At 65.5% G+C, this 23,269-nt stretch carries 22 protein-coding genes; 18 read left to right on the plus strand and 4 right to left on the minus strand.

Annotated features, from left to right (window positions below):
* Positions 1 to 555: 555 nt before the first annotated feature.
* The 5 genes from B0G62_RS31935 to B0G62_RS15850 all read left to right on the plus strand — a co-directional run bounded on the left by B0G62_RS31935 (position 556) and on the right by B0G62_RS15850 (position 7,392).
* Positions 556 to 2,202: a methyl-accepting chemotaxis protein gene (locus B0G62_RS31935; protein ID WP_208624232.1), complete on the plus strand. Its 1,647-nt coding sequence runs from the start codon at positions 556 to 558 to the stop codon at positions 2,200 to 2,202.
* 508 nt (positions 2,203 to 2,710) lie between these two features.
* On the plus strand, positions 2,711 to 2,956 hold the full coding sequence (locus B0G62_RS15835) for a hypothetical protein (protein ID WP_103705145.1): 246 nt from the start codon (positions 2,711 to 2,713) through the stop codon (positions 2,954 to 2,956).
* Between the two features lie 331 nt (positions 2,957 to 3,287).
* The gene (locus B0G62_RS15840; RefSeq protein WP_103705146.1) at positions 3,288 to 4,277 is read left to right on the plus strand and encodes a DedA family protein/thiosulfate sulfurtransferase GlpE; all 990 of its coding nucleotides are present in this window, start codon (positions 3,288 to 3,290) and stop codon (positions 4,275 to 4,277) included.
* Positions 4,278 to 4,334: 57 nt separating this feature from the next.
* Positions 4,335 to 6,113, plus strand: coding sequence for an FAD-dependent oxidoreductase (locus B0G62_RS15845; protein ID WP_103705147.1), 1,779 nt, complete (start codon positions 4,335 to 4,337; stop codon positions 6,111 to 6,113).
* Positions 6,106 to 7,392, plus strand: a complete 1,287-nt coding sequence (locus B0G62_RS15850) for a winged helix-turn-helix domain-containing protein (protein ID WP_103705148.1) — start codon at positions 6,106 to 6,108, stop codon at positions 7,390 to 7,392. Before B0G62_RS15845 ends, B0G62_RS15850 begins: the two co-directional genes overlap by 8 nt.
* Before the next feature lie 34 nt (positions 7,393 to 7,426).
* On the opposite strand, the gene B0G62_RS15855 is transcribed toward B0G62_RS15850, so the two are convergent.
* Positions 7,427 to 7,702, minus strand: coding sequence for a hypothetical protein (locus B0G62_RS15855; protein WP_103705149.1), 276 nt, complete (start codon positions 7,700 to 7,702; stop codon positions 7,427 to 7,429).
* Here B0G62_RS15855 and B0G62_RS31305 point away from each other — a divergent pair.
* The 3 genes from B0G62_RS31305 (at position 7,701) to B0G62_RS15865 (ending at position 9,440) form a co-directional block, all read left to right on the plus strand.
* Positions 7,701 to 8,003, plus strand: coding sequence for a hypothetical protein (locus tag B0G62_RS31305; protein ID WP_146055305.1), 303 nt, complete (start codon positions 7,701 to 7,703; stop codon positions 8,001 to 8,003). The two genes, B0G62_RS15855 and B0G62_RS31305, sit on opposite strands and share 2 nt — an antisense overlap.
* A gap of 255 nt (positions 8,004 to 8,258) precedes the next feature.
* A complete protein-coding gene (locus B0G62_RS15860; protein ID WP_103705150.1) occupies positions 8,259 to 9,059 on the plus strand; it encodes a class I SAM-dependent methyltransferase in 801 nt (266 codons plus the stop codon).
* Positions 9,060 to 9,128: 69 nt separating this feature from the next.
* Positions 9,129 to 9,440 (plus strand): thioredoxin family protein, encoded by a 312-nt coding sequence (locus B0G62_RS15865; RefSeq protein WP_103705151.1) that lies wholly within the window; start codon positions 9,129 to 9,131, stop codon positions 9,438 to 9,440.
* An 87-nt stretch (positions 9,441 to 9,527) separates the two neighbouring features.
* On the opposite strand, the gene hpaR is transcribed toward B0G62_RS15865, so the two are convergent.
* A complete protein-coding gene (gene hpaR, locus B0G62_RS15870; RefSeq protein ID WP_103705210.1) occupies positions 9,528 to 9,923 on the minus strand; it encodes a homoprotocatechuate degradation operon regulator HpaR in 396 nt (131 codons plus the stop codon).
* A 192-nt stretch (positions 9,924 to 10,115) separates the two neighbouring features.
* Between hpaR and B0G62_RS15875 the strand changes: the two genes are divergently transcribed.
* The 7 genes from B0G62_RS15875 to hpaI are packed head-to-tail and all read left to right on the plus strand — an operon-like array spanning position 10,116 to position 16,067.
* Positions 10,116 to 10,877 (plus strand): fumarylacetoacetate hydrolase family protein, encoded by a 762-nt coding sequence (locus tag B0G62_RS15875; protein WP_103705152.1) that lies wholly within the window; start codon positions 10,116 to 10,118, stop codon positions 10,875 to 10,877.
* Positions 10,874 to 11,647 (plus strand): fumarylacetoacetate hydrolase family protein, encoded by a 774-nt coding sequence (locus B0G62_RS15880; RefSeq protein WP_103705153.1) that lies wholly within the window; start codon positions 10,874 to 10,876, stop codon positions 11,645 to 11,647. Before B0G62_RS15875 ends, B0G62_RS15880 begins: the two co-directional genes overlap by 4 nt.
* Positions 11,648 to 11,654: 7 nt before the next feature.
* Positions 11,655 to 13,121, plus strand: coding sequence for a 5-carboxymethyl-2-hydroxymuconate semialdehyde dehydrogenase (gene hpaE / locus B0G62_RS15885; RefSeq protein ID WP_103705154.1), 1,467 nt, complete (start codon positions 11,655 to 11,657; stop codon positions 13,119 to 13,121).
* A gap of 36 nt (positions 13,122 to 13,157) precedes the next feature.
* Complete coding sequence (gene hpaD / locus B0G62_RS15890; protein WP_103705155.1) at positions 13,158 to 14,039, plus strand: 3,4-dihydroxyphenylacetate 2,3-dioxygenase; 882 nt, start codon at positions 13,158 to 13,160, stop codon at positions 14,037 to 14,039.
* Positions 14,040 to 14,057: 18 nt separating this feature from the next.
* Positions 14,058 to 14,459, plus strand: a complete 402-nt coding sequence (locus B0G62_RS15895) for a 5-carboxymethyl-2-hydroxymuconate Delta-isomerase (protein WP_103705156.1) — start codon at positions 14,058 to 14,060, stop codon at positions 14,457 to 14,459.
* 2 nt (positions 14,460 to 14,461) lie between these two features.
* Positions 14,462 to 15,265, plus strand: coding sequence for a 2-oxo-hept-4-ene-1,7-dioate hydratase (gene hpaH, locus B0G62_RS15900; protein ID WP_103705157.1), 804 nt, complete (start codon positions 14,462 to 14,464; stop codon positions 15,263 to 15,265).
* Between the two features lie 28 nt (positions 15,266 to 15,293).
* A complete protein-coding gene (gene hpaI / locus B0G62_RS15905) occupies positions 15,294 to 16,067 on the plus strand; it encodes a 4-hydroxy-2-oxoheptanedioate aldolase (protein WP_103705158.1) in 774 nt (257 codons plus the stop codon).
* Position 16,068: 1 nt separating this feature from the next.
* On the opposite strand, the gene B0G62_RS15910 is transcribed toward hpaI, so the two are convergent.
* Positions 16,069 to 16,515 carry a MarR family winged helix-turn-helix transcriptional regulator gene (locus B0G62_RS15910; protein WP_103705159.1) on the minus strand — a complete coding sequence of 149 codons (447 nt, stop codon included), beginning with the start codon at positions 16,513 to 16,515 and terminating at the stop codon, positions 16,069 to 16,071.
* 185 nt (positions 16,516 to 16,700) lie between these two features.
* Here B0G62_RS15910 and B0G62_RS15915 point away from each other — a divergent pair, with 185 nt between their 5' ends.
* From B0G62_RS15915 to B0G62_RS15930, 3 genes are all read left to right on the plus strand, one after another.
* Entirely contained in the window at positions 16,701 to 17,471 is a 771-nt protein-coding gene (locus B0G62_RS15915) for a class II aldolase/adducin family protein (protein ID WP_103705160.1), read from the plus strand.
* 3 nt (positions 17,472 to 17,474) lie between these two features.
* A complete protein-coding gene (locus tag B0G62_RS15920; RefSeq protein ID WP_103705161.1) occupies positions 17,475 to 18,497 on the plus strand; it encodes a 2-dehydropantoate 2-reductase in 1,023 nt (340 codons plus the stop codon).
* A 409-nt stretch (positions 18,498 to 18,906) separates the two neighbouring features.
* Positions 18,907 to 21,645: a mechanosensitive ion channel domain-containing protein gene (locus tag B0G62_RS15930; RefSeq protein WP_167401277.1), complete on the plus strand. Its 2,739-nt coding sequence runs from the start codon at positions 18,907 to 18,909 to the stop codon at positions 21,643 to 21,645.
* A gap of 278 nt (positions 21,646 to 21,923) precedes the next feature.
* Here the strand turns inward: B0G62_RS15930 and B0G62_RS15935 are convergent, their stop codons facing one another.
* Complete coding sequence (locus B0G62_RS15935) at positions 21,924 to 23,258, minus strand: ABC transporter ATP-binding protein (protein WP_103705164.1); 1,335 nt, start codon at positions 23,256 to 23,258, stop codon at positions 21,924 to 21,926.
* Positions 23,259 to 23,269: the final 11 nt, after the last annotated feature.

A 23,269-nucleotide genomic window follows, 5' to 3' on the forward strand; every position in this document is an offset into this window, starting at 1 on the left:
CATTTCAGCTACATCACGTAGGGATTTCGAGGATAGGGCTTGCTTAATGAAAATGTAATTTAATTGGTTGTTAAATGTAATTATTGGCGGTTCATTTGTCTGATTAAACTGCGTTTAAAGCGATCAATGGGAGTCGGGAGAACAACGATTTGAGCCGCCGTCGTCGAGTCATTCGATCGTCGTCAACACTCTGCATTCCTGATTAACTGATGAATCGACAAAGAAATAGTTTGTATTCCTTTGTAATCATCGAAGACGGGAATATTCGACCAGCACACGCGTGGTTTTAATGCGTCGAAAACGCAATCCGGCCTCGATCAGGGCGCGCTCACCCCACCCCAAAAGCCACCCACAAAAATCCAGACCAATCCCGCTCACATCCCCCGCACAGACCACCCAGATCTTTGACCGCGCAACCATTTCCCTCATCGCCCAGCAAGACGATGCGCCATGACTCAACCTCGTCATCGGACAAAAACCCTAAAGATCAGAAGGAAATTGCCGTTAATTCCGACATGTTGTCGGGCCGTGACCGGCCGATCTGCAAGGAATCCCATGCGCAACAACCAACCCGTTACCCAGCAGGAATTCGATTACCCTGCTTCGCAAATGCTCGTCTCGGCCACTGATCTCAAGGGCCGTATTCAGTATTGCAATCCCGCGTTCGTCGCCGTTTCCGGTTTCTCCAAAGATGAGCTGATCGGCCGTGCGCACAACATCATCCGCCATCCCGACATGCCGGCCGAAGCCTTCGCCGACATGTGGGAGACGATCGGTTCGGGCCGCCCCTGGACCGCGCTCGTGAAGAATCGCCGCAAGTCCGGCGATCACTACTGGGTGCGCGCGAACGTCACGCCCGTGTCCGAACAGGGCACCGTCGTCGGCTATCTGAGCGTGCGCGTGAAGCCGAGCCGCGAGGAAGTGCGCGAAGCCGAGCAGCTCTACGCGCAGATGCGCGAGGGCCGTTTGCGCGGCCTGCGCCTGCATCAAGGCGATCTCACGCGCACCGGCGTCATCGGCGCGGCGAAGTCGCTCCTGCGTCTGCCGATCGCCACGCGGATCGGCATCGGCTATGCGCTCGTGCCCGCCGCGCTCGCGGCCGCCGGCTTCGGTGCGTGGCAGGGTCTGCCGCCCACGCCGTTCTGGTGCGCGTTCGGCGCCGCCGCCGTGTGCAGCGTGGCGGCCTGGCGTCTGTCCACCCGTCATCTCGGTGCGCCGCTCGAACAGATGTCGGCGGCCTCCACGCGCATGGCCGCAGGCGATCTGACCGCGACGCTGGCGATCGCCTCGAAGGACGATCTCGGCGATGTGCTGCAGGCACTCAATCAGTTGCAGGCCAATCTCACGGCCATCGTCTACGACGTGCGCTCGCAGATCGACGGCATGCTCGACGCCGCCCACGAAATCTCGACGGGCAATCTCGATCTCTCGCGCCGCACCGAGTTGCAGGCCGCCTCGCTCGAAGAAACCGCGGCGACGATGGATCAGCTCACCACCACCGTGCAGGCCAACGCCGAAGCCAGCACGCGCGCGCTCGATCTCGCCCGCGAGGCGCAGGACGCCGCGGCCCAGGGCGGCTCGCTTGCGGGGCGCATGGAGCGCACGATGGCGGGCATCACCGACGCCTCGAAGCGCATCGCGGACATCACCGGCGTGATCGACGGCATTGCTTTCCAGACCAATATCCTCGCGCTCAACGCGGCCGTCGAAGCCGCGCGCGCGGGCGAAGCGGGCCGCTCGTTCGCGGTGGTCGCAAGCGAGGTGCGCATGCTTGCGCAGCGCTGCGCGGCATCGTCGAAGGAAATCAAGCAGGTGGTCGATGCGAGCGTGCACGAGATCGCTCAGGGCACGGAACTGGTCGGCCACACGACCGCGCAGATGCGTGCCATCGACGAGGCCGTGAGCCGCGTCTCGTCGATCATCGTCGAAGTCGCCAATGCGAGCGGCGAGCAGGCCGAGGGGATTCGCCAGGTGAATCAGGCGGTCGCCCATCTGGACAGCGCGACACAGCAGAATGCGGCGCTGGTCGAGCAGGCCGCCGCCACGGCGCAGCGCCTGGCCGACCAGGCCGATGTGCTGGACGAGGCCGTGCGCCTCTTCACGGTCGCGGGCACGCAGCAGAACGAGCGCCGTACTCCGGCGCGTCGCCCGGCCAAACCGGCGCGCAGCCCCCACGCCCACGAGGAGGCCGTCGAGGCCTGAGCAGGCGAAAGCCTGCCGTAAAGCAATTGCGTGCTCCGATTAAGCAGACAGATCGGCATTTGTCCCATCTCGACAGCAGGCGATCCACCCCGCAATATCCAACCGTTAGCGCCCACCATGTGGGTTGCTGATCCGAGTAACAACGGCGTTTCGACGGCTCACCTGGCCTCTACCGGGTGAGCCGTTTTTTCTTGGCGCCGCCGCCACTCGAAGGTGAGGACTTGCGGGAGGTGAATATCGGCGGGGCAAGGCATGGCTGTATCCGCGATGCGCGCCGGAACATCATTAAGGATCCTTTGCGTCATGCCCATGACAATGTCTCAGTCAGCGAAACAAGTTCCCCGCACCGTTGCAGGACACGCAAAAATGCTCGTGTAAACGCGGAGTCGCGTTAAACTGGCTGGCCGGGTCAGGCGGCGGCGCGCTATGTGCGCCCGCGCTCACAGGACTGAGACGCCGCGCGGCTGACCCCGTACAATTGGCTCGACCACCTACGAGGACAACATCAATGCGCACGACCGGGTCTTCCGGAAACATGACCCTGCTCACCGAGCATGACGAAGCCACCGGCCGCGAAACGCGTTCGCTGCGCCTCGAATCTTCGGCCGACGGCAAGAGCCTGTTGCTGATTGAAGTCGACGAGCGCAAGCCGGGCATCCACCGCGAAGTGCGTTATGAAATCACGCCTGCGGAACTGATCGCGGCCATCCGCGCCCAGGGTGCCGAGCTACCCGGCGAATCGCACACGCGGTAAATCCCGGTCGCCCCAACCACGCGCCTGCCAGCCGTGCGGGCCGCTTGCGCGAAGGCACCCTCACGGTGTCTTCGCGCGTTCACACGTCTTACTTGCTGCACTGCGTTGTTCAGCATTTCCCTGGTAGTTTCCTGGTACTTCCTGGCAATGGGCATTTGATGCGCGCCGGCGCTCGCGCGCGTCGATTCCGCATTGGGCGTATGCTCCCCAACTCACGTCCCCCGGCGCTTGCAGGCTCGCTTGCACGCCTTCGAAATGCGTCCATAATCGTTACGTTACTCTTCCAATTTTTTGCGCCGCCCGTGCGGCGCCTCTGGCAGGAAGTAAGCCGATGCTACATGACCTCATCGCGCAGTACGGCCCTGCGCTCGTGTTCCTCAACGTACTAGCCGGCGCACTGGGCCTACCCGTGCCAGCGATGCCCGCGCTCGTGCTGTTCGGTGCCATGGCCGCCATGCACCCGGGTTCGATCGGGCAGCAGGTCGCGCCGGTACTTGGCCTGTCCGTCGTCGCCATGCTGATCGGTGACAGCGTCTGGTTTCTCGCCGGCCGTCTCTATGGCGGCAACACGCTCAAGACGCTCTGCAAGCTCTCGCTCTCGCGCGATACCTGCGTGAAAAAGACCGAGCGCTTTTTCGGCCGCTGGGGCGTGCGCGTCCTCGCCATCGCCAAGTTCGTGCCGGGTCTCTCGCTTGTCTCCGTGCCGCTGGCGGGCGCGATGGGCACGCCTTATCGCCTCTTCGTGGGCTTCGACGGCATTGGCGCCGCGCTCTGGTCAGGCACCGGTTTGCTGATCGGCGTGCTGTTCGCGCCGCAGATCGACATGATGCTGGCGGGCGCGAGCCGCCTCGGCCGCTTCGCGGCGGTCGTGGTCGCGGTTTTGCTGCTGCTCTACGCGGCCTACCGCTGGCAGCGCCGCCGCCAGCTCATCAAGAAGCTCGCGAACGCGCGCATCACCGTGGACGATCTCTACCGCGCGATGGCCAACAAGCCGCCGCCCGTGGTGTTCGATATCCGCTCGGAAGAAAAGCGCAAGCTCGATCCGTACATCATTCCGGGCGCGCTCTTTGCCGACGAGCGCAAGCTCGACGAGATCCTCTCGAAGTATCCGCTCGAACAAAAGCTCGTGATCTACTGCTCGTGCCCCAATGAAATTTCCGCGGCCTGGATGGCGAAGAAGCTTGCCGAGGCCGGATTCATCGACGTGGTGCCGCTGCTCGGCGGCCTGGACGCCTGGCGCGATTCCGGGCGCGCGCTCGAATCGCTGGTGCTGACACAGCATCCCGAAGTGTCCGTCAACATCACGCCGAAAGCTGTCTGATTCCGCGCGGCAGCCGGGCCGCATTCCGGCTGCCGCGCGCATGAGGAGAATCGCCTGATGGGCTCCATTGCTACTGAGCCGCCTCGCTACGAGGCCTCGCAGTCCACGTCTTCCGCGTCTTTTTCCGATACACAGCCGCAGCCCGCCGAAGCGCCGTTTTCGACGCTTTCCACGCGGCGGCACCAGATGTTCCCCGAACTCACCGATGACGAGATCGCGCGGCTCGCGCGTTTCGGCGAGCGGCGGCATTGGGAGCCGGGCGAACTGCTGTTCCACACCGGCGACACCGGCCCCGGCATGTTCGTGCTGCTCGCGGGCTCCGTGAAGGTGTTCCAGCGCGACGGCCTGGGCCGCGAGCGCCTGATCGTCGAGCATGGGCGCGGTCATTTCCTCGCCGAAGTCGGCCAGCTTTCGGGCGGCCCGGCGCTGGTCGACGGCCTCGCGCTCGAACCCGTCGACGCCATTCTGATTCCGCCTGAAAAGCTGCGCGCGGCCATCGTCGCCGAAGCGGAACTCGGCGAGCGCATCGTGCGCGCGCTGATCCTGCGCCGCGTCTCGCTGATCGAAAAAGGCGCGGGCGGCCCGATCCTCGTCGGCAAGCACAACGATCCCGCGCTGCTCTCGCTGCAAGGCTTTCTCACACGCAACGGCCATCCGTATTCGGTGCTCGACGAGCGCGATGCAAGCTGCATGGTCAGCGTGGTCGAGCGCTTCGCGGCGCGCTGCGAAGACCTGCCGCTCGTGATCTGCCCCGACGGCACCGTGCTGCGCCATCCGTCGGCGCCGGAACTCGCCACATGCCTGGGTCTGCTGCCCGAACTCAACGGCGAGCGCGTCTATGACGTGGCGGTCGTGGGCGCGGGTCCGGCGGGACTCGCAACCGCCGTCTATGCGGCCTCGGAAGGCTTGTCGGTGATCGTGCTCGACTCGCGCGCGCCGGGTGGCCAGGCGGGCGCCAGCTCGCGCATCGAAAACTATCTGGGCTTTCCGACCGGCATCTCCGGCCAGGCGCTCGCGGGCCGCGCCTTCGTGCAGGCGCAGAAGTTCGGCGCGCATGTGGCGATTCCGGTCGCGGTGAAAAAACTCCATTGCAACGAGCATCCACGCCGCCTCGAAACCTGTAGCGGCGACGTGCGCGCACACACCGTCGTGATCGCGAGCGGCGCGATCTATCGGCGCCCCAGCATCGCCGGGCTCGATCGCTATACGGGACGCGGCGTCTATTACTGGGCCTCGCCGGTCGAGGCGAAGCTCTGCAAGCACGAAAACGTGGTGCTGGTGGGCGGCGGCAATTCGGCGGGCCAGGCGATCGTCTATCTGTCGACCCAGGCGCGCCAGATCGACGTGCTGATCCGCAAGGCCGGTTTCGAATCGACGATGTCGCGTTATCTGATCGACCGCATTGCCTCGCTGCCGAATGTGAACGTGCATCCGCGCAGCGAAATCCTCGGCCTCGACGAGGACGAAACCGGGCTGGCCGCGATCCGGCTGAAAGCGCCGTGCCCCGAAGGCGTCGATCATTTCGACGCGCGCCATCTGTTCCTCTTCACGGGCGCGGACCCCAACACGGGCTGGCTGCGCGAATGCGGCGTGGCGCTCGATGCGAACGGCTTCGTGCTCACGGGCGCCAACGATGCGTCGTGCAGCCTCGCCACGTCGGTCGAAGGCGTCTATGCGATCGGCGATGCGCGCGCGGGTTCGACCAAGCGCGTCGCGGCGGCGGTGGGCGAAGGTGCGGCCGTGGTCGCGCAAATCCATCAATTGCTGGGCGCAATGCCCTCTGCCGCCGCGCAGGCCGTGACGCCAGTGGCCGCGATGGCGGGCCTGCATGCGTGACGACGCGGCGTTCGAAGCTGACGCCGAGCCGGCTTCACCCGGCGACGCCGCACGCCTGACGCTGCCGCTCGCGGCGGCGCGCACGCTGCATCTGGCCGCACAAGGCCTGCTCGCGCCGCCGCGCCGCAAGGCCACACCCGACGACGTGCTGGCCGCGATCCGCCGCATGGCGCAACTGCAGATCGACACCATCCATGTGGTCGCGCGCAGTCCTTATTTCGTGCTGTTCAGCCGCGTGGGCGCGTACGACATGCGCTGGCTCGACGCGCATCTCGCCGCTGGGCGTCTGTTCGAATACTGGTCGCATGAAGCCTGTTTCGTGCCGATCGAGGACTATGGGCTGTTGCGCCATCGCATGTTGGACCCGTCGGGCATGGGCTGGAAATACGCCGCCGACTGGCACGCGAAGCATCGCCGCGAAATCGACGCGCTACTCGAACGCATCCGTGCGAGCGGCCCGGTGCGCTCCGCCGATTTCGCGCGCGCCGAAGGCGACAAGGGCAGCGGCTGGTGGGACTGGAAGCCGGAGAAGCGTCACCTCGAAGTGCTGTTCGCGACCGGCGCGCTGATGGTCGCGGAACGGCGCAATTTCCAGCGCGTCTACGACGTGGCCGAGCGCGTGCTGCCTCACTGGCGCGATGCGCGCGATCTGCCCTCGCGCGCCGACGCCGAACGCGCGCTGCTGCTGCGCACCGCCCAGGCATTGGGCGTGCTGCGCGCCGATTGGGCCGCCGACTACTACCGCCTGCCGCGCCGCCCGTATGTCGAAGCGCTGCACGCCCTCGCCGATGCGGGCGAGCTCGTGCCCGTGCGCGTGGAGGGCTGGAAACCCGATGCGTTCGTGCATCGCGATCACGCGCCGCTCATCGACGCCGCCGCGAACGGCACGCTGTCATCGACCGTCACGACACTGCTCTCGCCGTTTGATCCGGTCGTGTGGGACCGCAAGCGTGCGGTGGCGCTGTTCGGTTTCGACTATGCGATCGAATGCTACGTGCCCGCGCACAAGCGCAAATACGGTTACTTCGTACTGCCGATATTGAGCCGCGGGAAATTGATCGGGCGCGCCGACGCGAAAGCGCATCGCGCCCAGCAGGTATTCGAAGTGAAGTCGCTCCATCTGGAGCCGGGTGTGCGCGTGAGCGGGCGGCTCGTCAGCGATCTGCGGCGCGCACTGCAACGTTGCGCCGACTGGCATGGAACGCCGGAATTGCGCATCGGCGCGGCGCCGGACGGACTGGCCGAAGCCTTGCTCGCGCAGGCGCCAGGCGATGCCTGAGACGCATCGCCTGCGCACACGCGCCTTCGTGAGGTTAGCGTTCCAGCTTCACGCGCAGTTCGCGCGCCGCTTCGAGCAGACCTTCATAGCCGGAGCGTGCGTGTTCGGGCAGGTCGGGGTCGCCCACCAGCGCACCCAGCGTTTCGATCAGGCTGAAGACGAGGCCCCTGGCCGCGCCCGCCGCGATGCTGCCGCTTTTCACGCCTTCGTCCACGTGCGAGAACGCGGCGTTCAGATTGTCCAGATCGGTTTGAGGCGCATTGGCGCCCGGCGCTTGAGCGTCATGCTTTGGCGTGTCGTCGCTCGTCATGATGAATCGTTTCCCCTTGCAATGGCTTCGTAGAAAGAATCCCGCAGTACTGTTATATACCCATCGCAGGCAGCCGTGCAATGGCGCCCGCCACTCCCGAATCTTCTCACCTTTGCGCGTGAAGCGTCGGCTTGCCCGCTACGACCGCTTGATTCCGTTGATGCCGACGAAGAATAAAAAGCCTGAAAAACAGGTGCTTTTATCGGTTTACGCAAATGACACCGGCATGACAGGGAGGTTGCCGAACTGGTTTCGCGACACATTTCCAGCGCTCCCGCAAATACTCACCATTGAGCCGTGAACGCACGTTTGCACGCGCATACGGCAAACGCCACGCCTCCGGGAAGAACACCTACGGATTCACTTTAGTGCTTGTTTTACGGTGCATTTCTTCATTTCAGGCTCACCGCCGCGTCCGCGTAAAAACCTGAAGGTGCGCGCTTTTCGCCAGTACGCCTCACTCCCGAAAACACTCACCTTTGTCCTTCTTGACGCCGCCGCGCCGCATCTCCAGACTGTGCGAGTTCCCTTTTTCGCCCAACGCCCCACACGCGCCATGAGCCAGATCACGCCTTTCGTCGCCGACCGTTTCCACCACGCCGCGCCCCATTACCTCATCGGCCGCCCCGCCTACTCGCCCGCGCTGATTCGCCGCGTCGCGCAGCGCGTGGGTCTGGACGGGACGCAACGCCTGCTCGACCTAGGCTGCGGTCCGGGCCAGCTTTCCCTTGCATTCGCAAGCTGGGTGGCCGGCGCCACGGCCATCGACCCCGAACCCGCCATGCTCGAAGTCGCCGCGCAGCTGGGCGCGGGCATCGCGCCCAATATCGAGTATCGCCAGGGAAGTTCGTACGACCTCTCACCCGATCTGGGCACGTTTCATCTCGCCGTCATTGGCCGCGCGTTTCACTGGATGGACCGCGTGGATACGCTCGCGCGGCTCGATACGATCCTCGCCCAGCGCGGCGCCGTCGCCCTTTTCAACACCGAGCAGCTCGACGATCCGCAGCGCCCCTGGGCCGCGCAATATCGCAACCTGCTCGATAGCTACGCCAACACCGATGCCACGCGCGCGCTGCGCCGCTCCGCGCAATGGGAAAGCCATACCGACGTGCTGGCGCGCTCGTCGTTCAGCGCCATCGAGCGCATTTCGGTGATCGAATACCGGCGCGTGAGCGCGGAGCAACTCAAGGCGCGTCCGCTGTCGATGTCGAGTCTCGCGCGCGCGCGGCTGGGCGATCGGCTCGATACGCTGCTCGCGGAAATTGACGCGATCGTCGCCGCTCACGGCAACGACGGCTGGCTCGTCGAGCGCATCGAATCGACCGTGACACTGGGCTTGCGCGAGGCGCGCTGAAGCCACGTCAAGCGCGTTCGGGCCGCCTGGGTTATCGTATGACGATGCCCTGACACGAAAGGAATCGCGATGAGCTATGCCACCCGAGCCCCGGCCCGCAAGGAGATCGACGCGCTGCAAGGCCATGCCGTGCTGGAATTCGGCACCGACTGGTGCGGCTACTGCCAGGGCGCGCAGCCGCTGATCGGCGACGCGTTCGCCAGGCATCCCGACGTGCGCCGCATTCAGGTGGAAGACGGCCCAGGCCGCGCGCTCGGCCGCTCGTTTCGCGTGAAGCTTTGGCCCACGCTTATTTTTCTGCGCAACGGCGCGGAAGTCGCGCGTATCGTACGGCCCACCTCGGCCAGCGAATTCGACAGCGCCTTCAACGCTCTCGCCTGAACGCGGGCACGCTCCCGTAAATCCTCACCTTTCGCCGGTTCAGGCCGCCGCCTCGCGCGGCGTGCGCTCATGTGCGCTCATGCGCATTCACTCCAGCCCGGCAAGCAGATCGTCGATGGCGCGATAGACGCGCTCCACGACGTCCGGTCCCACCTCTTCCTCCAGCGCCTTGTAGCGCGCCTCCAGTTCCTTCGTGATCGCCTTCACGAGCTGATGGCTCTTCTTCGTGAGCGTCACGAGCACGCGCCGCTGGTCGTCCGCGAAACGCTCCTTGGTCACGAGGCCCAGCGCCTCCATGCGCGCCAGCACGCCCGCCATGCTCGGGCTGGAAATCGTGCATAGATCGGAAATCTGGCGCGGTTCCAGCGGCCCGCTTTCGTTGAGCGCGCGAATCACGCGCCATTGCTGCTCCGTAAGGCCGTGCGCGGTGATGAGCGGGCGAAAGCGCTCCATCATCTTTTCGCGCGCCCGCAGGAGCAGCATGGGCAGATTGCGGTGCGCGACGTGCGTGGAAGTGCGTGAGGAATCGGACATGATGGCTTCGTTCAGGACGCAGCCGCGAATCCCCTAAAGACCAGGGGAAACCCGCGAAAACGGCGTCGATGGTTGACGCTGGATGATAGCAAGCGCAGAATCACTCACATATTAGTGTTTTCCGGGAAAGCGACCCACGCCATGTTTTCCGTAGACGATCATCTGTTGCATCTGGAAGGCGACGCCCTGCCGCGCGACGTCAGCGCCGCTGTAGCCCGCGCCCTGCTCGCGGACGGCGCACGCTGCCGCGCGCCGGTGGCGGGCGCCGTGTACGGCACGCTGCTCAACGACCGCCACGCGCTCGAAGCGCTCGGCAACGCCGTCAACGCGGCGCCTTACAAGGCTCCGCCGCGCGCACCCGTTCTCTATCTGAAGCCGCGCAACACGCTCGCGGGCCACGGCGCGCGCGTCGTCGTGCCCGGCGGACAAGACGGACCCGGCGTGCAGGTGGGCGCATCGCTGGGCATCGTGATCGGGCGCACCGCCACGCGCATCGCCGCGTTTAACGCGCTCGACTACATCGCGGGCTACACGCTGGTCGCGGACCTGAGCGTGCCGCACGCAAGCGTCTATCGCCCGTCCGTGCGCTTTCGGGCGCGCGACAACTTCTGCGTGATCGGCCCGGCCGTGCTCGCCCGCAAGCACGTGGCCGATCCGGACAATCTCGCGATCAGCGTCGCTATCGAAGGGACGCCGCGCTTCACCGCGAATACGGCCACCAGCGTGCGCAAGGTGGCGCAACTGCTCGCCGATGTGACCGACTTCATGACGCTCGCGCCCGGCGACATCATCACGCTCGGCGTGCCGCACGGTTCGCCCGTCGCGCATGAAGGTGCGCGCGCAACGATATCGATTGAAGGCTGGCCGTCGCTCGCCGTCGAATTCATGGGAGCCACAGCATGATGCGAGGACGCGTCGCCTACGCAGGCGCCATTCACGAAGCGTATCCACACGCAGGCCAGCGCGTGCGCCTGGCCGACGGCCGCGTGCGCGAGGAACACGAAGTCGTCTGGCTCGCGCCATTCGAACCCGGCACGATCTTCGCGCTCGGCCTGAACTACGCCGAACACGCGAAGGAACTGCAATTCAGCAAGCAGGAAGAGCCGCTCGTGTTCCTCAAGGGGCCGGGCAGCGTGATCGGCCATCGCGGCTCCACGCGCCGTCCCGCCGACGTCACCTTCATGCACTACGAGTGCGAGCTGGCCGTCGTGATCGGCCGCACGGCCCAGAATGTGAAGCGCGAGGACGCCATGCAGTACGTGGCGGGCTACACGATCGCGAACGATTACGCGATCCGCGACTATCTGGAGAACTACTATCGGCCGAACCTGCGCGTGAAGAACCGCGACGGCGGCACGGTGCTCGGCCCCTGGTTCGTCGATGCCGCCGATATCGCCGACGTCAACGCGCTCGACCTGCGCACGTATGTCAACGGCGAGCTGAAACAGCACGGCAACACGCGCGATCTGGTCACCGGTATCGCCGAACTGATCGAATATCTGAGCGGCTTCATGACGCTCGCGCCAGGCGACGTGATCCTCACCGGCACGCCCGAAGGCGTCGTCAACGTGAACGCCGGCGACGAAGTGATTTGCGAAATCGACGGCCTCGGCCGCCTTGTCAACACAATCGCGTCCGATGCCGATTTCGGCCGCGCCACCACGACGGAATGAACACGCCATGCCCACAGGTCGCATTGAACACCTGATCGACGGCCGCGCCCACGCAGGGCGCGACTACTTCGAAACCGTGAATCCCGCGAATCAGGAAGTGCTTGCGGAAGTAGCGCGCGGCGGCGCGGAGGAAGTCAATCTCGCCGTGAGCGCGGCGAAGAACGCCTTCCCCGCGTGGGCCGCGAAGCCCGCGGCTGAGCGCGCCAAACTCGTGCGCAAGCTCGGCGAGCTGATCGCGAAGAACGTGCCCGAGATCGCGCAAACCGAAACGAAGGACACCGGCCAGACGATCTCGCAGACAGGCAAGCAACTGGTGCCGCGCGCCGCCGACAACTTCACTTATTTCGCCGAGATGTGCACGGCGGTGGACGGCCACACCTACCCCACCAGCACGCATCTGAACTACACGCTGTTCCATCCGACGGGCGTGTGCGCGCTGATTTCGCCGTGGAACGTGCCGTTCATGACGGCGACGTGGAAGGTCGCGCCGTGCCTGGCGTTCGGCAACACGGCCGTGCTCAAGATGAGCGAGCTGTCGCCGCTCACGGCCTCTATGCTCGGCCAGCTTGCACTGGAAGCGGGCATTCCCGCAGGTGTCCTGAACGTCGTGCATGGCTTCGGGCAGGAAACGGGCGAGCCGCTGGTCGCGCATCCGGACGTGCGCGCCGTGTCGTTCACGGGGTCGACGGCCACGGGCAATCGCATCGTGCAGAGCGCTGGCCTCAAGAAGTTCTCGATGGAACTGGGCGGCAAGTCGCCGTTCGTGATCTTCGACGACGCCGATTTCGAACGCGCGCTCGACGCCGCGGTGTTCATGATCTTCTCGAACAATGGCGAGCGCTGCACGGCAGGTTCGCGCATTCTCGTGCAACGTTCGATCTACGCGAAGTTCGCGGAACGTTTTGTCGAGCGGGCGAAGCGCATCAGCGTGGGCGATCCGCTCGACGAAAAAACGGTCGTTGGCCCGATGATCAGCCAGGGTCATCTGGCAAAGGTGCGCAGCTATATCGAGCTGGGCCCGAAGGAAGGCGCGACGCTCGCATGTGGCGGTCTGGACCTGCCGGAGCTGCCGGACGCCTTGAAAAAGGGCAATTTCGTGCAACCGACGGTGTTCGTCGATGTCGACAATCGCATGCGCATCGCGCAGGAAGAGATTTTCGGGCCGGTCGCGTGCCTGATCCCCTTCGAGGACGAAGCGGACGCCATCCGCATTTCGAACGACATCGCTTACGGTCTGTCGAGCTACGTGTGGACCGAGAACACGGGCCGCGCGCTGCGCGTGGCCGCCGCCGTGGAAGCGGGCATGTGCTTCGTGAACAGCCAGAATGTGCGCGATCTGCGCCAGCCATTTGGCGGCACCAAGGCATCGGGCGTGGGCCGCGAAGGCGGCACGTGGAGCTACGAAGTGTTCCTCGAACCGAAGAACGTGTGCGTATCGCTCGGCTCGCATCACATCCCGCGCTGGGGCGTTTGAGCCCTACACGCGGCAAGGAAAAGACAGGAGACCGCGATGGGCAAACTCGCGCTGGCAGCAAAAATCACCCACGTACCGTCGATGTACCTCTCGGAACTCGACGGGCCGCACAAGGGCTGCCGTCAGGCCGCCATCGACGGTCACAAGGAAATCGCCCGGTGCTGCCGCGAACTCGGCGTGGACACGATTGTCGTATTCGACGTGCACTGGCTCGTGAACAGCGAATATCACATCAATTGCGCGCCTCATTTTGCGGGTAATTACACGAGCAACGAGTTGCCGCACTTCATCAAAAATATGGAGTACGAATATCCTGGCAACGCACAGCTCGGTCACCTGATCGCCGATGTCGCGAACGAAATGGGCGTGAAGAGCCGCGCGCACAGCGAAACCACGCTGGAGCTGGAATACGGCACGCTGGTGCCGATGCGCTACATGAATGCGGATCAGCACTTCAAAACCGTGTCGGTCGCGGGCTGGTGCATGTGGCATGACCTGGCGACAAGCGCACGCTTTGGCCTCGCGGTGCGCCGTGCCATCGAGGAGCGTTACGACGGCACGGTGGCGATTCTCGCGAGCGGCTCGCTCAGCCATCACTTCGCGAACAACGGCACCGCCGAGCAGTTCATGCACAAGGTCTGGGACCCGTTTCTGGAACAGACCGACCGCAACGTGGTCTCGCTCTGGGAGCGCGGCGACTGGAAGACCTTCTGCGCCATGCTGCCGCTCTACAACGAAAAGTGCTGGGGCGAAGGCGGCATGCACGACACCGCGATGCTGCTGGGCGCGCTCGGCTGGGACCGGTACGAAGGCCGCGCGGAAGTCATCACGCCGTATTTCGGCAGTTCGGGCACCGGGCAGATCAACGCCGTGCTGCCCGTTTTGCCGCTTACGTCGCTTACGCCGCTGCCGCGCTGAACGGCGAAGGAGCTTCGAATGCCCCATCTCACCCTCGAATACAGCGCCAATCTCGCCGACGCGGCGAGCATCGGCAAGCTCTGCGAAACGCTCGCGCATGTGCTCGACGCGCAACGCGATGCCGACGGCGCACGCGTCTATCCGCGCGGCGGCATCCGCACGCGCGCGCTGCGTTGCGAACAGTACTTCATCGCCGACGGCGATCCGCACAACGCCTTTCTGCACGGCTGCCTGAAGATCGGCGCGGGCCGTACCGCCGAAGTGCGCCGCGCCACCGGCGAAGCGCTGTTCGACGCGATCAAGCAACACTTCGCCGAGGCGTTCGCCGCGCATGGACTCGCGCTCTCGCTGGAGATCGTCGAATTCAGCGAGGAAGGCGCGTGGAAGCACAACAATCTGCACGCACGGCTAAGGAAATAATCATGCTGGAACCGCAAGTGATCCGCGAGCTGGCCGCGCAGCTCGACGAAGCCGAACGCACGCGCACGCAACTGCGCCATTTCTCGCGCGCCCACCCGTCGATGACCATCGACGATGGTTATGCAATCCAGCGCGAGTGGGTCAAGCTCAAGCTCGCCGCGGGCCACACGATCAAGGGGCGCAAGATCGGCCTCACGTCGCGCGCGATGCAGCGCGCCTCGCAGATCGACGAACCCGACTACGCGCCGCTGCTCGACAGCATGTTCATCGAGGCCGGCAGTGCGATCCGCGCGGATCGCTTCATCGCGCCGCGCGTGGAGGTCGAACTGGCGTTCGTGCTGCAAAAGCCGCTGCAAGGCCCCGATGTTTCGCTCTTCGACGTGCTCGACGCGACAGCTTATGTCACACCCGCGATCGAGATCATCGACGCGCGCATCGAGCAGTTCGACCGCGAAACCAAAGCGCCGCGCAAGGTGTTCGACACGATTTCGGACTTCGCCGCCAATGCGGGCGTGGTGCTGGGCGGGCGTCCCGTCAAGCCGCTCGACGTGGATCTGCGCTGGGTGGGCGCGCTGCTCTACAAGAACGGCGGCGTGGAGGAAAGCGGGCTGGCTGCCGCCGTGCTCAATCATCCGGCTACCGGCGTGGCCTGGCTCGCGAACAAGATCGCGCGGCACGACGAGCGCCTCGAAGCGGGGGACGTGATTCTCAGCGGCTCGTTTACCGCGCCCATTGCCGCGCGCACGGGCGATACGTTCCATGCCGATTACGGCCCGCTTGGGGGCATCGGTTTCAGCTTCGTTTGATGTTCAATTCATAGTGCTAACGAAAACCATGCCCGTACCTGTCAATACGTTCAAGCACGCGCTCGCGAACAAGCCGCAAATCGGCCTGTGGGCAGCGCTCGCCGATTCCTACGTCACCGAACTCCTCGCGACCACGGGCTTCGACTGGCTGCTGATCGACGGCGAGCATGCGCCCAACGATCTGCGCAGCACGCTCGCGCAGTTGCAGGCCGTGGCGCCCCATCCCACGCATCCGATCGTGCGGCCCGTGCGCAACGACGCCGCGCTCATCAAGCAGTTGCTCGATATCGGCACGCAAACGCTGCTGGTGCCCATGATCGAAAGCGCCAACGATGCGCGCGACGCCGTGGCGGCCACACGCTATCCGCCGCTGGGCATACGCGGCGTGGGCAGCGCGCTTGCGCGCGCGTCGCGCTGGAACGGCTCGCCCGATTATCTGCACGGCGCCGCCGACGAAATTTGCGTGCTGGTGCAGGTGGAAACGGCAAACGCACTCGCGCAATTGCAGGCGATTGCCGCCGTGGAAGGCGTGGACGGCGTGTTCTTCGGCCCTGCGGACTTGAGCGCGTCCATGGGCCTGCTCGGTCAGCCCGGCGCGCCGGCGGTACGTGAAGCGATCGTCGCGGGCATCCGCGCCGTGCGCGCGCTCGGCAAGGCCGCAGGCGTGCTGGCCGCCGACCGGGCGATCGCGCACGAGTATCTGGAGGCGGGCGCGAATTTCGTCGCGGTGGGCAGCGATGTTTCGTTGCTCGCGCGCAGCGCAAGCGAACTTGCCGCTGCGTTTCGCCCGTCTACTGCCTGAATTACGCTTCCTCGCCGCCTTGCGCCACGAGCTTCGCGAGCGCGCCCTGCAGCACCTCGCGCTCGTGCGCGCTCAGCACGGCAAGAATCGCCTCGTTTTGCGCCGTCGAAATCGCCGACGCGCGCCGGTAAGTATTGCGCCCCTGTGCGCTAAGCTTCACGAGCACGCCACGCGCATCCGCCGCGTTCGACGCTTTTTCCAGCAGCCCTTTGCGCTCCAGCGCGTCGGTCGCGCGGCTCGCCTGGCTGCGGTCGAGATTCGACGCGCGCCCGAGATCCGATACCGAAATCGGCCCGAACGCCCCCACGCTCAGCAAAATGCGCGCCTCCGTGAGCGAAAGCGATAGCGCCGAGGAAAACGCCTCGTTCATCGTGCGATCGGTCTGCTTCTTGAGCAAGTGGAGCCGGTAGGTGAACAGATCTTCGATCGGATATTTCGCCGTTGTCATGGTTCGTTTCGCCCGCTTGTCGTGCGATATCTGGCAGAGTCGCCAGCATAACATCTCTGCAACGCCTTAAAACAAAGGCTATCCGCCATATTTTGATGCTTGCGCACGCATTTATTTGCGCGTAGCATCGGCTCTGCCGAGTAGAGAAAGGCGCCCCGCGAGGGAATACCCATGAGGAGACACCCATGAGCGCAACTGCCGAAACCACACGGCCCGACTGGTGCGAACCGCAGGAATGGGCTGCCCGCGTGCAGCTCGCGGCCACGTACCGCGTGTTTCATCAGCTCGGCTGGACCGAGCTGATTTTCAATCACATCACGCTGCGCGTGCCGGGTCCGCACAAGCACTTCCTGATCAATCCGTTTGGTCTGACCTATGACGAAATCAAGGCGTCGAATCTCGTCAAGATCGATCTGGACGGCAAGATCCTCAGCCCCGGCGATTACCCGATCAACCCCGCGGGTTTCGTGATCCACAGCGCCATTCACGCGAACGTGGAAGACGCGCATTGCGTCATGCACACGCACACCACGGCGGGCCTCGCCGTCGCGTGCATGGAGGACGGCCTCGCCTCGACGAACTTCTATTCGGCGCAATTGCACGGCCTGGTCGCGTATCACGACTTCGAAGGCATCACCGTGCACGACGACGAGAAGCCACGCCTGCTCAAATCGATGGGCGACAAGCGCCTGCTCATCCTGCGCAATCACGGGCTGCTCGCGCATGGCGTGAGCCTCGCGCACGCGTTTGCGCTACTGTGGACGCTCAATCGCGCGTGCGAAATCCAGGTGGTCACCGATTCTATGCGCGGCCACGCCCTGTCCATCGATCCGGCCATCACCGCACGCGCCACGCGCGATGCGCTACAGTTCTCGCCCGCGCACGGCGCCGGCGACAATATCCTCGCGGCGCTGATCCGACGCGTGGATCGCCAGGACCCCTCGTACAAGGAGTAAGCAGTGAACGCCTCGCAGCGCAGTATTACCGTGGTGGGCGCCGGCGCGATCGGCGGTCTGATTGCCGCGCGGCTTGCACGTCTCTCACGTCTCGCCCACAGCGGCTTGCAGGTCAGCGTGCTCGCACGCGGCGCGCAACTCGACGCGATCCGCCGTGACGGCCTCACCGTCATCGAAGACGCCGACGAACGCTACACGGCGCGCGTCAACGCCACCGACGACCCCGCCACGCTCGGCGCACAGGACATCGTGTTCGTCTGCCTCAAGGGTCAGGCGCTCGCACAATCGGCGGCTTCGCTCGCGCCGCTCGTCGGGCCGAACACGCATATCGTGTCGGCGATGAATGGCGTGCCGTGGTGGTTTCTCAGCGAGTTCGGCAACGCGCAGGCGAACGGCCGGCTCGAATCCGTCGATCCGGGCGGCGCGGTGTCGGCGGCGCTGCCGCCCGCGCAGGCGTCGGGCTGCGTCGTGCATCTGTCTTCGTCGATCGCCGCGCCCGGCGTGATCCGCAAGGGCCGAGGCAATCTGCTGATCGTGGGCGCCGCGACCGCGCACATGGCCGCGCGCGCCGAAGAAGCCCGCGCCCTGCTCGCCGACGCCGGTTTCGACGTGCAGTCGCCGCCATCCATCCAGCACGAAATCTGGGCCAAGCTCTGGGGCAACATGACGATGAACCCCATCAGCGCGCTCACGCGCTCCACGGCGGACGTGATCCTCGACGATCCGCTCATGGCGCAACTGGTCGCAGCGGTCATGGCGGAAGCGCGCGCGATCGGCGAGGCGCTGGGCATCGGCCTCGCCATGACGATCGAGGAGCGCAATGCGATCACGCGCAAGCTCGGCGCGTTCAAGACGTCGATGTTGCAGGACGTCGAAGCGGGCCGCACGCTCGAAGTCGAGGCGCTGCTGGGCGCGCCTTATGAGCTTGCACAACGCGCGGGCATCGTGGCGCCGTCGCTCGGTATGCTCTATGGGCTTGCGCGCCAGCTCGACGCGAATCTCGAAGCGGCGCGTCGCGCACGCTAAAAAACGCAAGCACTACGTAAGCATCAGGCAAGCACCATCGCGCGCCCTTCGTTCCGGGCGCGCGTTGTTTGATCGAGATACCAGGCGCCTGCACGCGGCGATGCGGACTCGACGCCGGTTGGCCGCCATTGGGCGCATACTCTGACTCTTCAAAACGCTCGCGCGTCTGCCGGGCGCACGGTCTGACACCGTTTCGCACTTCCCTTCGTCCGCCCGATCCAGGGGCACAAAAATTGCGGCAGTGCGTCGAATGTTCAGCCGGACAGCATGAAGCCATGCCCGTGCAATCGCCCCTCGCCATTGCCGCGTCCGGCAGTCCGCCAGCCATCGAGATCGACTCCGTTTTCTTCCCATGCCAAGGATGCCCATCTTCTCTCGCCCAGTTGCCCGCCTTTTAACCGGTTTACGCGTGCGGCGTCTTGATCCGCTGATCGCCCTGCTCGCCTGCGTGCTGATGTTCGCCGCAGTGCCCAGCCGCGCCGCCGCCGCCGGGCCGGCGAGTTCCGCCAATCCCGCCGCGCCCGTCGTGCTGACGCCTGCGCAGGCACACGCGGCGTTACAGGTCCTCGACGATCCGGTGCAGCGCGCGCACGTCGCGGACACACTGCGGGCGATTGCCGCCGCGGGCGCGCTTGCCACGCCTGCCGCTGCGGCTTCGGGCAGCGCCGCCGCCAGCGGCGCGACCGGCGCAAGCGCCCCCGCCGCCGCGTCGGCGGCCAGCGCCTCGTCCGCCTCCGATGCGCTGTCGAACGCGCTGCGCTCGAACGGTCTCGTGCTGCAGATCGCCGATGGCGCCGCGCACGGCGCGCACGTCATCAGCAGGCAACTGCTGCGCGCACGCGGCGCGCTCTTCAATGTGCATTCGGCGCACGACTGGTGGAGCGTGCGCCTGGCCACGCCCGAAGGCCACGCAATGCTGATCGGCCTGCTGCGCGTGCTATTGCTCACGCTCGTGCCGGCCGTCGCGCTGGAATGGCTGATGCGGCGCGCGATCATCCGGCCGCATCGCGCGATCGTCGCGCACGCGCATCGCGACGACGACGCAGAGCGTGCCACGCCGCCCGCCGCTGCCGCGCGCGAGGCCGCCCAGCAGCAAACGCCCGAAGCGAGCGGCACGGTCGCCGTGCGAAAGGCCGCTACGCAGAAAAACACCCAGAAGGATGCCGAAAAGGACGCGCTGCGCGCCGCCGCCGGCATGGGCACGCAGGATCCGGAGGAGCACCAGGGCGTCGACGCCAATGCCATCGCCGCCGACGCTTCCGAAGTCCCCGCCGCCAGCGACACGTCCTACGTGCGCAACGCCGCGGCGCTCGCACGCGAGGCGCTTCACCGCAGCCGTGGCGCACACCACTGGGGTCTGCTCAAGCGCCTGCCGCTCGCCTTGGTCCTTACGCTGCTCGACCTCGTGCCGGTGATCGCGTTCGGTCTGTGCGCCGCGGGCGTGCTCTCGCTGTCGGGCCCCGAAGATGCCGCGCCCGCCGCCGCCGTCGGCCATGTCGTCGATACGTGGGTGATCTGCCGCATCATCATCGCGGTCGGCAAGCTGCTGTTCGCGCCCGATTCGGACGATCTTCGCCTCATGCCCATGACGGCCCCATGGGCCGCGTTCTCGCAACGCTGGCTCGCACGCATCGTCGTGATCGGCGGCGTGTGCGGGGTGCTCGCGGGCGCGGTGCCGCTCGGCATGACCGAGGACGCGCACCTCGCGCTCGTCAAGCTCGTGATCCTCGTCGCGCACGTCGCGCTCGCGATCATGATCCTGCAATGCCGCCATGCCGTCGCCGACCGTATCCGCCATTCGCCCGCCGCGCGCGGCTCGTTTGCCTGGCTCGTGCACTGGTTCGCCGACATCTGGGCGATCGTCGCGGTGTTCGTCGTCATGGCGCTGTGGTTCGTCTGGGCGCTCGATCTGCGCGGCGGCTACCAGGAACTGATCCGCGCGGGCGGCATTTCGCTCGGCGTGCTGCTGGTCGCGCGCATGATCGCGATCGTCGCGCTTGGCGCGCTCGGACGTGTCTTCGATCCGTACGGCAAGGGCGATAACCTCTCGATCACGCAGCGCCGCGCCTATCGCTATTACCCCGCGCTGCGGCGCGTCGTGATGGGCGCGCTCTGGATCATCATGCTCGACGTGCTGCTGCACGTCTGGGGTCTGCATCCGGGGCGCTTCCTGATCAACGCGCCGATCGGCCATCTGCTCGGCTCCGCGCTGCTGACGATCGCCGTCGCCATCGTGGTCGCGATCGTGATCTGGGAGGCCGCCAACGGCGTCGCCGAACGGCGCCTGAACGCCTGGACCGACGCGGGCGACTACGTGCGCGCCGCGCGCCTGCGCACGCTGTTACCCATGTTCCGCACCACGTTGTTCGTCGCGATCTTCGTGGTGGTGGGTCTCACGGCGCTTTCGCAGCTCGGCATCAACACCGCGCCGCTCATCGCGGGCGCGAGTATCTTCGGCGTGGCGCTCGGCTTCGGCTCGCAAAAGCTCGTGCAGGACTTCATCACCGGCATCTTTCTGCTCACCGAAAACGCCATGCAGGTGGGCGACTGGGTGACGGTCGCGGGCGTCTCCGGCACGGTGGAGTTCCTGTCGATCCGCACGGTGCGTCTGCGCGGCGGCGACGGCTCGCTCTACACGGTGCCGTTCAGTTCGGTGACGACGGTGAACAACACGAATCGCGGCATCGGCAATGCGGCGGTGAAGGTGATGATCGCCAATGGCAAGGATCTCGAACGCGCCGTCGCCACGCTTGAGGAGATCGGCGCGGCGATTCGCGCGGACGACGCGTTCAAAAGCGGCATCCTCAGCGACTTCGCTTACTGGGGCGTGGATTCGGTGGACGGCGCGAGCGTCACGCTGGTCGGCCAGATCCAGTGCAAGGACTCGTCGCGCTGGAGCGTGCAGCGCGAGTTCAACCGGCGCGTGCTGACGACGTTCACGGAACGCGGCATCGAGCTTGCCAATCCTCAGCGCAACTTCCTCGTTAATATGTCGAACGAGCACGACGTCGAAGACCGCACGCTCGACGATGACGAGCGCGACGATCGCGACGACGCCAAGGACACGCGTGGCCGTCCGGCATCCGCTTCAGGCAGCAGCGCCAAAACGCGCAACGGCCAGAACACGCCGCGCGGCAAGCCGAATTGACGTTGTCATGGCCGGTGCGTGTCCCGCGCGCATCGGCCTCACCCCCGCCCCTTCCCGAAAAGCCTCACCTTTAGCGATGTCATGCGCCCTTTTCCACCCGCACGCACGACGTTGAATCCCTTGAAACAAGGGCTTCGCGCGATGTTTGCCGATACAACGATCGCGCATTGACCTTGGCTCCCGAACAAGCTCACCTTCAGGTACGCCGCGCACGAAAAAAACCGGAGCGCCTGGCTCCGGTTTCTCTATTGCATCGCGCCTGGCTGTCGCTCGGCGCATCAAGCCTCGACGTCTTCCAGACTGAAGATTTCCGACTGGTCGTTGTACGAGAAGATCTCGCCATAACGGCCCCAGTCGATCACGGTATCAAGCGTCTGTTCCGCCGCGACATCGGAGAGGATGTCTTCCAGCTCCTGTTCGAAGCGCACACGCGGCGCACGGTGGCCCGGACGTTCGTTGAGCACCTTCTTGATTCGCGCCGCGAGCGGCACGTTGCGCAGCAGGTGATCGGCGAACATCAGCTTGCGCGCCTGCGTGCCCATTTCCGCGAACACGCGCGCGGGCGGCGTGAGCAGCAGATCGCCGTCGCGCACATCGGCGAAACCGAGCTGCTGCAGCATTTCCGCGATCGGGAACAGATCGTCCACTTCCAGATGCAGCGAGCGCGCGATTTCCGGCATGTCGGCGCGGCCATGATAGGGCGCGGCCGCCAGCGTTTCGATCAGACCGGCCATCAGGTTGGTCGACACGTCCGGCAGACGGCTACCCACTTCGAGACGGCGCGACGACGTTTCCGCCGCATCGCGCGCGGTCATCTTCGCGTAGATCTCGTCCACGAGCTTGCGGAACGCCGGGTCCAGGCGGTTGCGCGGGTGCTTGAACGGCACCTTGATTTCGGCGACCACGCGGCCAGGATTGGACGACAGCACCAGGATGCGGTCGCACATGAACACCGCTTCCTCGATGTTGTGCGTGACGATCAGCATCGACTTGATCGGCATGCGGCCTTGCGTCCACAGGTCGAGCAGGTCGGTACGCAGCGTTTCGGCGGTCAGCACGTCGAGCGCCGAGAACGGTTCGTCCATCAGCATGAGCATCGGATCGACCACCAGCGCGCGCGCGAAACCCACGCGCTGGCGCATGCCGCCCGACAGTTCGCGCGGATAGGCGTTTTCGAAGCCGTCGAGGCCGATCAGATCGATCGCGGCCAGCGCGCGCTCGCGGCGCGCGCGCGCGGGCACGCCCTGCGCTTCGAGACCCGCTTCCACGTTCTGCAGCACGGTGAGCCACGGGAACAGCGCGAAGGTCTGGAACACCATCGACACGCCTTCAGCCGGCCCTTCGAGCGGCTTGCCGCGCCAGTTCACTTCGCCGGCGGTCGGCTCGATGAGGCCGGAGATGATGCGCAACAGCGTGGACTTGCCCGAGCCGGAACGGCCCAGCAGCCCGACGATTTCACCCTCGCGCAGCGACAGATTGACGTCGTCGAGCACAAGGCGCTCGTCGTCTTTCTTCGCGAAGCCGCGCGACATGTGCTTGACCGAGAGCACTTCTTCACCGAGCGTCGGACGCATCGGCAGCAAGTCGGATGAGACGATTTTCGGATTCAGCATGATGATTTACT

It is taken from the genome of Paraburkholderia eburnea (assembly GCF_002917095.1).
Lineage (GTDB): Bacteria > Pseudomonadota > Gammaproteobacteria > Burkholderiales > Burkholderiaceae > Paraburkholderia > Paraburkholderia eburnea.

Excerpts from the sequence above, each read along its gene's own strand:
- B0G62_RS15840 (WP_103705146.1), top strand. The coding sequence starts at position 3,288 with ATGCTACATGACCTCATCGCGCAGTACGGCCCTGCGCTCGTGTTCCTC.
- hpaE (WP_103705154.1), top strand. The coding sequence starts at position 11,655 with ATGCCCACAGGTCGCATTGAACACCTGATCGACGGCCGCGCCCACGCA.
- B0G62_RS15895 (WP_103705156.1), top strand. The coding sequence starts at position 14,058 with ATGCCCCATCTCACCCTCGAATACAGCGCCAATCTCGCCGACGCGGCG.
- B0G62_RS15875 (WP_103705152.1), top strand. The coding sequence starts at position 10,116 with ATGTTTTCCGTAGACGATCATCTGTTGCATCTGGAAGGCGACGCCCTG.
- B0G62_RS15855 (WP_103705149.1), bottom strand. The coding sequence starts at position 7,702 with ATGACGAGCGACGACACGCCAAAGCATGACGCTCAAGCGCCGGGCGCC.
- hpaH (WP_103705157.1), top strand. The coding sequence starts at position 14,462 with ATGCTGGAACCGCAAGTGATCCGCGAGCTGGCCGCGCAGCTCGACGAA.
- B0G62_RS15835 (WP_103705145.1), top strand. The coding sequence starts at position 2,711 with ATGCGCACGACCGGGTCTTCCGGAAACATGACCCTGCTCACCGAGCAT.
- B0G62_RS31305 (WP_146055305.1), top strand. The coding sequence starts at position 7,701 with ATGATGAATCGTTTCCCCTTGCAATGGCTTCGTAGAAAGAATCCCGCA.
- hpaR (WP_103705210.1), bottom strand. The coding sequence starts at position 9,923 with ATGCTGCTCCTGCGGGCGCGCGAAAAGATGATGGAGCGCTTTCGCCCG.
- B0G62_RS15860 (WP_103705150.1), top strand. The coding sequence starts at position 8,259 with ATGAGCCAGATCACGCCTTTCGTCGCCGACCGTTTCCACCACGCCGCG.
- B0G62_RS31935 (WP_208624232.1), top strand. The coding sequence starts at position 556 with ATGCGCAACAACCAACCCGTTACCCAGCAGGAATTCGATTACCCTGCT.
- B0G62_RS15850 (WP_103705148.1), top strand. The coding sequence starts at position 6,106 with ATGCGTGACGACGCGGCGTTCGAAGCTGACGCCGAGCCGGCTTCACCC.
- B0G62_RS15915 (WP_103705160.1), top strand. The coding sequence starts at position 16,701 with ATGAGCGCAACTGCCGAAACCACACGGCCCGACTGGTGCGAACCGCAG.
- hpaD (WP_103705155.1), top strand. The coding sequence starts at position 13,158 with ATGGGCAAACTCGCGCTGGCAGCAAAAATCACCCACGTACCGTCGATG.
- B0G62_RS15910 (WP_103705159.1), bottom strand. The coding sequence starts at position 16,515 with ATGACAACGGCGAAATATCCGATCGAAGATCTGTTCACCTACCGGCTC.
- B0G62_RS15865 (WP_103705151.1), top strand. The coding sequence starts at position 9,129 with ATGAGCTATGCCACCCGAGCCCCGGCCCGCAAGGAGATCGACGCGCTG.
- hpaI (WP_103705158.1), top strand. The coding sequence starts at position 15,294 with ATGCCCGTACCTGTCAATACGTTCAAGCACGCGCTCGCGAACAAGCCG.
- B0G62_RS15845 (WP_103705147.1), top strand. The coding sequence starts at position 4,335 with ATGGGCTCCATTGCTACTGAGCCGCCTCGCTACGAGGCCTCGCAGTCC.
- B0G62_RS15880 (WP_103705153.1), top strand. The coding sequence starts at position 10,874 with ATGATGCGAGGACGCGTCGCCTACGCAGGCGCCATTCACGAAGCGTAT.
- B0G62_RS15935 (WP_103705164.1), bottom strand. The coding sequence starts at position 23,258 with ATGCTGAATCCGAAAATCGTCTCATCCGACTTGCTGCCGATGCGTCCG.